7 protein-coding genes are annotated in these 7,823 nt (G+C 51.1%); all 7 read left to right on the forward strand.

All coding sequences use genetic code 11. From position 1 onward, the window contains the following. The coding region (locus HMPREF1051_RS02265; protein ID WP_003763859.1) for a CobW family GTP-binding protein at window positions 1–565 on the forward strand (565 nt) is incomplete at its 5' end. A 152-nt stretch (window positions 566–717) separates the two neighbouring features. Beyond that, window positions 718–1,488, forward strand: coding sequence for a phospholipase D family protein (locus HMPREF1051_RS02270; RefSeq protein ID WP_003763861.1), 771 nt, complete (start codon window positions 718–720; stop codon window positions 1,486–1,488). Window positions 1,489–1,579: 91 nt separating this feature from the next. After that, the gene (locus HMPREF1051_RS02275; protein WP_003763851.1) at window positions 1,580–2,632 is read left to right on the forward strand and encodes an ABC transporter permease subunit; all 1,053 of its coding nucleotides are present in this window, start codon (window positions 1,580–1,582) and stop codon (window positions 2,630–2,632) included. A gap of 27 nt (window positions 2,633–2,659) precedes the next feature. Next, window positions 2,660–3,706, forward strand: coding sequence for an ABC transporter permease (locus tag HMPREF1051_RS02280; protein ID WP_003763857.1), 1,047 nt, complete (start codon window positions 2,660–2,662; stop codon window positions 3,704–3,706). Between the two features lie 154 nt (window positions 3,707–3,860). After that, entirely contained in the window at window positions 3,861–5,402 is a 1,542-nt protein-coding gene (locus HMPREF1051_RS02285; RefSeq protein WP_003763853.1) for a fatty acid--CoA ligase, read from the forward strand. A 175-nt stretch (window positions 5,403–5,577) separates the two neighbouring features. Then, window positions 5,578–7,125: an ABC transporter ATP-binding protein gene (locus tag HMPREF1051_RS02290; protein ID WP_036491361.1), complete on the forward strand. Its 1,548-nt coding sequence runs from the start codon at window positions 5,578–5,580 to the stop codon at window positions 7,123–7,125. Window positions 7,126–7,276: 151 nt separating this feature from the next. Beyond that, complete coding sequence (trxA, locus tag HMPREF1051_RS02295; RefSeq protein WP_003763849.1) at window positions 7,277–7,609, forward strand: thioredoxin TrxA; 333 nt, start codon at window positions 7,277–7,279, stop codon at window positions 7,607–7,609. Window positions 7,610–7,823 lie beyond the last annotated feature (214 nt).

A 7,823-nucleotide genomic window follows, 5' to 3' on the forward strand; every position in this document is an offset into this window, starting at 1 on the left:
TGCCGTCTTTACCGTCGTCGATCCGCGCCAGTTCATCAACCCCGATTACGCGCAGCAGGCGTTGTATAAAGACCAAATCGGCATCTGTGATGTATTGGTCGCCAGCAAAACCGATTTATGCACCCCCGAACAGCTTGCCGAATTTCACGACAAAGCGGCAAAACTGTTTCCACCCAAAGCCAAAGTGGCCGAAGTCCAAAACGCACAACTCGACATCCAATGGCTCGATATTCCCGTCATCGAAAAATCACGCTACCGCCTCAAAGCCCTGCCGGACAACACGATGGGCTTCCAGTCGCAAGGTTTCACATTCCCCGCCGGACGCGATTTCGACGGCGAAAAATTGACCAACTTCTTCAACGACCTGCCCAAATTCACAGACGGCCTCGTCCGCGCCAAAGGCGTGTTCCAAGTGCTCGGTACATGGGTGTGGCTCAACTGGGTGGATGGGCAATGGGGCGCCAACCAAGTCTCATGGCGGCGCGACTCGCGCTTCGAGCTGATTGCCAAGTCGTTTGACGCGGATTTGATTGAAAAGAAACTGCAAGAGGCTTTGGAAAAATAAGAGAGGTCGTCTGAAAGTTTGCCGCTTCAATTTTCAGACGACCTAAACGATAGTGAAGTCTATTGGTTCAATTGCCAGAAGAATATAAAGCAACCGTGTAGCGTGGGCTTTGCCCGCGAAAAAATCAAATAAACATTGCAGGAAAGAAGAAAATGGCAAAATTTTTAAATACCAGCGGTACAACGTATTACTTGGAGGAGTTAATTAAAAATGCACAGGAACGGCTTTATTTGATTAGCCCTTATCTAAAATTAAACGATAGGGTAAAAGAGCTTTTGGAAGACAAAGACCGCATGAAAATCGATGTGCGGATTGTATATGGTAAAAGTGAATTACAGCCTTCAGAGGCAGCTTGGTTGAAAAATTTAAATTATGTTCGTACAAGCTATTGTCCGAATCTTCATGCAAAATGTTACGTCAGCGAAGATGCTTGCATTATTACAAGCCTGAATTTATATGAATTCAGCCAAGTAAATAATAATGAAATGGGTATCTTGCTGAAGCGTAGTGAAGATGGAGAAGTCTATCAAGATGCTTATAGCGAAGCGCAGCGTATTATCCGTATTAGCGATGAAGTTAAAATTTCAGTTGACGTCGTAGAAAAAGAGCAAGTTTCGCAGAAAAATCAGAATATAGAAATTGCTAAAAAATACGATACATTGACTGTCGCTAAGCTGGCAGAAAAATGGGGAGTAACAACGGAAGAATGCAATGCGAAACTGTGTCATGCAGGTTTGCAGGAAATAGACGGTAAGTTCCACCGTTTGACAGATACAGGTAAGAAAGCCGGTGCACTTATCAAAAAAGGGCGTTACGGATATTTTATTGTGTGGCCGGATAGTTTGACATTGGAAATGGTCGAAGCGGCTGGCAATAATCAGAAAGATTTGCTGGATAGGTTTATTAGCTGGCTTATCAGTTAAATTTTTTACAAGTATTAAAAGTATAGGTCGTCTGAAAGCAATCCGTACTTTTCAGACGACCTTAAAACCCAAATAGAGGAATACCCCAAGCATGTACCGTTACATCCTCCACCGCCTATTACTCTTATTCCCCACGCTGTTGGGGATTTTGGCGATTACTTTTGCCGTTATCCAATTCGTGCCGGGCGGACCGGTGGAGCAGATGGTGCAGCAGTTGACGCATGGTGCGGTCAGCGGCGAGACGGCGAATGCGACGGCGGGCAATATTATGAAAAACGGCAACCGCATCAGTCCGGAAGATTTGGCGGCGTTGAATGCGCTGTACGGTTTCGACAAGCCGCCGTTGACGCGGTTTGCGGATATGGTGTGGCGGTTTGCCCGTTTTGATTTGGGCAAGAGTTTTTTCCATCATGAAACCGTGTTCGAGCTGGTCAAACAGAAAATGCCGGTGTCGATGAGTTTGGGCTTGTGGACGTTTTTTCTGACTTATCTGATTTGTATCCCGTTGGGCATTGCCAAGGCGGTGCGCGACGGCAGCCGTTTTGACGCGGTAACGGGGATGGTGGTGCTGGTCGGTTATACCATACCGCCGTTTGTGTTGGGTTTGGTGCTGCTGGTGTTGTTCGGCGGCGGCAGCTTTTTTGCGTGGTTCCCGCAGGGCGGTTTGGTCGGCGATGATTTCGACACGCTGTCGTGGGCGGGCAAAATTAAAGATTATCTGTGGCACATGGCGCTGCCGATTACGGCTTCGGTGGCGGGCAGTCTGGCGGTAACGACGGTGTTGACGAAAAACGTGTTTCTTGAAGAAATCCGCCGTCAATATGTCTATACCGCCCGCGCCAAGGGTTTGCCGGAAAAGCAGATTTTGTGGAAACACGTTTTCCGCAACGCGATGATTCCGCTGATTACCGGCTTTCCCGCTGCCTTTATCGGCGCGTTTTTCACCGGCAGCCTGCTGATTGAAACCTTGTTCTCGCTCGACGGGCTGGGGCTGCTTTCCTACGAGGCGGTGATGAAGCGCGATTATCCGGTGGTGATGGGGACGCTGTATGTGTTCACGTTGATGGGTTTGCTGGCGAAATTGGTGTCGGATATTTCTTATTCGTGGGTCGATCCGCGCATTCATTTCGGCGGACAGAAATAGGTCGTCTGAAAAATATGTTTCCGAATCATGACTGATAAACCTTTCCAAACCATGAAAACACACACTTCAAACCCCACTTGGCAGGCATTCAAGCAACACAAACGCGGCTGGTTCGCGCTGCGGGTTTTAGCCGTTTTGTTCGCCGTCGCGCTGCTTGCGCCTTTGTGGAGCAACGACAAACCCTTGTGGATACGTTATCAGGGCGAATATTATTTTCCGCTGGTAAACGAATACAACGAAACTGTGTTCGGTGGCGATTTCGACACGCCTGCCGATTATCTTGATCCGCTGATACGCGGCAACATCACGTCAAACGGTAATTACGCCGTTTATCTGCCCAATCCCTACGATGCCGATACGCTCAATGATTTCGACACGCAGCCTGACCCTGCAAGTCCGTCCGAAAGGCACTTGCTCGGCACGGACGACCGCGGTCGTGATGTCTTGGCACGTTTGGTTTACGGATTCCGCGATTCCCTGTTGTTCGCCCTTGCGCTGACTTTGGTAACGACCGTAATCGGCGTGATCACCGGCGCGGTGCAGGGTTATTTCGGTGGCAAAACCGACCTCTTGATGCAGCGTTTTATCGAAATCTGGGGCGGGATGCCGGAGCTTTACCTCTTGATTATCCTGTCTTCGTTTTTCAATCCCAGTCTGCTGATATTGCTGGTGTTGCTGTCGCTGTTCGGCTGGATGGGGCTGTCGGACTACGTCCGCGCCGAGTTTTTGAAAAACCGTCAGGCGGATTACGTTTTGGCGGCGCGTTCGATGGGTGTGGGCAACCGCGCGATTATGTGGCGGCACATCCTGCCCAACAGCCTCACGCCTGTATTGGCGTTCCTGCCTTTCCGCATCTCCGGCGCGGTGCTTGCGCTGACCAGCTTGGATTTCCTCGGTTTGGGCGTTCCCGCGTCGCAGGCGAGCTTGGGCGAACTCTTGGCTCAGGGCAAGGACAACTTGGACGCTTGGTGGATAGGCTTGTCCACCGTCGGTACGCTGACGGTTATGCTGCTTTTGCTGGTGATGATAGGCGAGGGCTTGCGTCAGGCGTTTGACGTGCGCGCGAGGGGATGATTTTCCGTATTGCGGATGAATATAAAAATAGCCGGCAGCTCATTTTCCTGCTATATAGATGGCTTTTCAGGCCGAGCTTGTTTTCAGGGCGAAAAACCTGTTTATGGGCGCGACCGCAAAAATATTTTACTCACTTAATTTTTGAAGAATTCCAATGAATCAAACACACAACACAAACTTCTACGAAATGCTGGCCGCTGCCTGCCATAAAAACGGCAAAGGTACTGCGGTGTTCAACGACAAAGAAAAAACCACCTACCACGCACTCAAGCAGGAAGTCGATGCCGTAGCCGCATATCTGCAAAATATGGGCGTCAAATTCGGCGACAAAGTGGCTTTGGCGGTATCCAATTCGCCGGAGTTTATCAGCGCCTATTTTGCCGTCTCCGCCATCGGCGCGGTTGCCGTACCGATGAATACGTTTTTGAAAAACAACGAATACGCGTATATTTTGAACGACTGCAAAGCGCGGTTTATGTTTGCTTCGGCAAGTTTGCAGAAAGAATTGAAGGGGCTGAAAAAACAGACCCGTGTTGAAAAAATCATTTGGATAGGCGAGGCGAAAGCAGCGGACGAAGCCGATGTGCGTTTTGAAGAAGCGCGCCGTTTCTCGGGTACGCCCGATTTGAGCCGCCAACCGAAAATCGATGATTTGGCGCATATTATTTACACTTCCGGCACGACAGGCCATCCTAAAGGCGCGTTGATCAGCTATGGCAACCTGTTTTCCAACCTTGAAGGCATCGAGCGCATCTTTAAGATTACCAAACGCGACCGCTTCGTCGTGTTCCTGCCGATGTTCCACAGCTTTACGCTGACGGCCATGGTGTTGCTGCCGATTTATATGGCGTGTTCGATTATTTTGGTGAAATCCGTTTTCCCGTTCTCCAACGTTTTGAAACAGGTTTTATTCAAACGCGCGACCGTGTTTTTGGGCGTGCCCGCGATTTACACCGCCATGAGCAAAGCGAAAATCCCTTGGTATTTCAGATGGTTCAACCGCGTCCGTCTGTTTATCAGCGGCGGTGCGCCTTTGGCGGAACAAACCATCCTCGACTTTAAAGCGAAGTTCCCGCGTGCCAAGCTTTTGGAAGGCTACGGCTTGAGCGAATGCTCGCCCGTCGTCGCCGTCAACACGCCTGAAAGGCAAAAAGCCCGCAGCGTCGGTATCGCCTTGCCCGGATTGGAAGTCAAAGCCGTCAACGACGAATTGGTCGAAGTGCCGACGGGCGAAGTGGGCGAACTCATCGTCAAAGGCGGTTCGGTCATGCAGGGCTACCTGAATATGCGCGATGCCACGGACGAAGCCATCGTCAACGGCTGGCTGAAAACAGGCGATTTTGTCACGATAGACGAAGACGGCTTTATCTTTATCGTCGACCGCAAAAAAGACCTGATTATTTCCAAAGGGCAAAACGTTTATCCGCGCGAAATCGAAGAGGCGATTTACAAACTTGACGCCGTCGAAGCCGCAGCCGTCATCGGTGTGAAAGACCAATATGCCGACGAAGAAATCATTGCCTTTATCCAACTCAAAGACGGCGAAACGTTGGACGAAGCCGACGTGCGCGCCCATTTGCGCGGACATTTGGCGAATTTCAAAATCCCCAAACAGATTTACTTTAAAGACGAACTGCCGAAAAACGCCACGGGCAAAGTGTTGAAACGGGTGTTGAAAGAGCAGTTTCAGAAATAATAAGCGTTCAGACGACCTCGGTTTGCGGGTTTGAATCAGAGGTCGTCTGAAAAGCAGAAAGCAGATGTTTACTGACTGTATGAAATGCTAATCATCCGATAGATTCTTGCCTGAGTGGCGCGAGTATTGCCGATTTGATTCCACCCGTTTTCCGTTTTCAGACGACCTCGATACCATGACGAAACCCATCCTTGAAATTGAAAACCTAAACGCCTTTTTCCCCGGCAAGCAAGTCCTGCACAATGTCAGCCTGACCGTACAGACCGGCAGGAAACTGGCATTGGTCGGCGAAAGCGGCAGCGGTAAAACCGTGTTGGCGCAGGGCATTATGCGGCTGAATCCGCTGGTGTCGTTTGAAGGTCGTCTGAAGTTCGACGGCAACGATTTGCTGACCCAATCCGAACGCGCCCTGCAAAAGCTGCGCGGACGGGAAATCGGTATGGTGTTTCAAGAGCCGATGACCGCGCTCAACCCCGTGATGCGCGTCGGCGCGCAGATTGCAGAAGTGTTGACCCTGCATCTGGGTTTGGACAAAAAACAGGCATGGGCGAGGGCGGTCGAACTCTTGGCGGAAACCGGCATCCGCGAGCCGGAGCAGAAAGCCTTTGCCTATCCCTTCCAGCTTTCCGGCGGACAGCGGCAACGGGCGATGATTGCGATGGCGGTTGCCGCCGAACCCAAGCTCCTGATTGCCGACGAACCGACCACCGCCTTGGATGTCGCCGTGCAGGCGCAGATTCTCGATTTGTTGGCGCGTTTGCAGCAGGCGCACAACATGACCATGCTCTACATCACCCACGACCTGAACCTTGTCCGCCGTTTTGCAGACGACGTTGCCGTGATGCGCGGCGGACGCATTGTCGAAACGGGTGCAGCGGCGGAAGTGTTTGCCCGCCCGCAACACGAATACACGCAAATGCTGTTGAATGCCGGCGCTGCGCGCAAGGTCGTGCCTTTGGCGGACAAGCCCGCCACCGTCTTGCAGGCGGAGCAGCTTTCCGTTGCCGTCAAAGAAACGGCGGGCTGGTTCAAAAAACGCAGCAAAACCCTGCTGGAGCCGGTTTCCTTCGATTTGAAAGCGGGCGAAACGCTGGGCATCATCGGCGAGAGCGGCTGCGGCAAAACCACGCTCGCAAAAGCCGTGATGCACCTTATCGATGCGGAAGGTCGTCTGAAAATCAACGGCGAAGCTTGGACGCGCGAATCGAGACGCGACATCCAAATGGTGTTTCAAGACCCCTTCGGCGCATTCAACCCGCGCATGAACGTCTTTAATATCGTTTCCGAAGCCCTGCGCGTCCACGAGCCCGATTTGTCACGCGCAGAAATGCGGCAGCGCGTGCAAGACGTATTGCGGCAGGTCGGTCTGCCCGAAGATGCGCTCGAACGCTATCCGCACGCCTTTTCCGGCGGACAACGCCAGCGGCTCGCCATCGCCCGCGCCATCATCGTCCGCCCGAAAATCCTTGTTTTGGACGAACCGACCAGCGCGCTCGACGTACAATGGCAGCAACAGATTCTGGAGCTGCTCGCCGATTTGCAAAAACAACACGGTCTCAGCCTCATCATCATCAGCCACGACCTCGCCGTCATCCGCGCCCTGTCGCACCGCGTGATGGTGTTGAAAGACGGCAAAATCGTCGAAGAGGGCGGCTGCGAAACCGTATTTGCCAACCCTTCCAGCGATTACACGCGCCATCTGATGAGCTTTAGGGCAGGCTGAACTGTCGGATAGGTCGTCTGAAAAACATTAGCCAATCCCGATGGCAACCTTACAAAAAAGCTATTACATTTTTGCGACACTTGAAATTTTCAGCCCCAAGCCCTATCCTGCACAACATCTGATTCAATTTGACACAAAAAGGAAAAATCCTATGAGCAGCGAACTGATTATTCACACCTCCGATGCAAATTTCGAACAAGACGTTTTGAAATCCGACGTCCCCGTATTGCTGGACTTCTGGGCACCTTGGTGCGGCCCTTGCAAAATGATCGCTCCGATCTTGGACGACATCGCCGCCGAATTTGAAGGTCGTCTGAAAGTCGTCAAACTCAACATCGACGACAACGAAGCCACTCCCGCTAAATTCGGCGTGCGCGGTATCCCAACGCTGATGGTGTTTAAAAATGGCGAAAACGTTGCCACCAAAGTCGGCGCTTTGGCAAAAGGTCAATTGACCGCATTTGTAAACGCTTCTTTGGCTTAAGTTTCAACAACGCAAAAGGTCGTCTGAAAATGTTCAGACGACCTTTTTGTATGTTTGGATTTTAGGGAAACGGGATGCTTTGCCTGTTCTCTTCTTTATCGTTTGAGGATTTCGGCAAACGGGCATTGCCCGATTAAATTCGTTTTAATCTGCGCCAAAAAGGTCGTCTGAAAACCTATAGTCAATTAAAAACAAAATAGTACAATACTCAACT

This window comes from Neisseria sicca VK64 (assembly GCF_000260655.1).
GTDB classification, from domain to species: domain Bacteria; phylum Pseudomonadota; class Gammaproteobacteria; order Burkholderiales; family Neisseriaceae; genus Neisseria; species Neisseria sicca_B.

Excerpts from the sequence above, each read along its gene's own strand:
- HMPREF1051_RS02290 (WP_036491361.1), top strand. The coding sequence starts at position 5,578 with ATGACGAAACCCATCCTTGAAATTGAAAACCTAAACGCCTTTTTCCCC.
- trxA (WP_003763849.1), top strand. The coding sequence starts at position 7,277 with ATGAGCAGCGAACTGATTATTCACACCTCCGATGCAAATTTCGAACAA.
- HMPREF1051_RS02270 (WP_003763861.1), top strand. The coding sequence starts at position 718 with ATGGCAAAATTTTTAAATACCAGCGGTACAACGTATTACTTGGAGGAG.
- HMPREF1051_RS02275 (WP_003763851.1), top strand. The coding sequence starts at position 1,580 with ATGTACCGTTACATCCTCCACCGCCTATTACTCTTATTCCCCACGCTG.
- HMPREF1051_RS02280 (WP_003763857.1), top strand. The coding sequence starts at position 2,660 with ATGACTGATAAACCTTTCCAAACCATGAAAACACACACTTCAAACCCC.
- HMPREF1051_RS02285 (WP_003763853.1), top strand. The coding sequence starts at position 3,861 with ATGAATCAAACACACAACACAAACTTCTACGAAATGCTGGCCGCTGCC.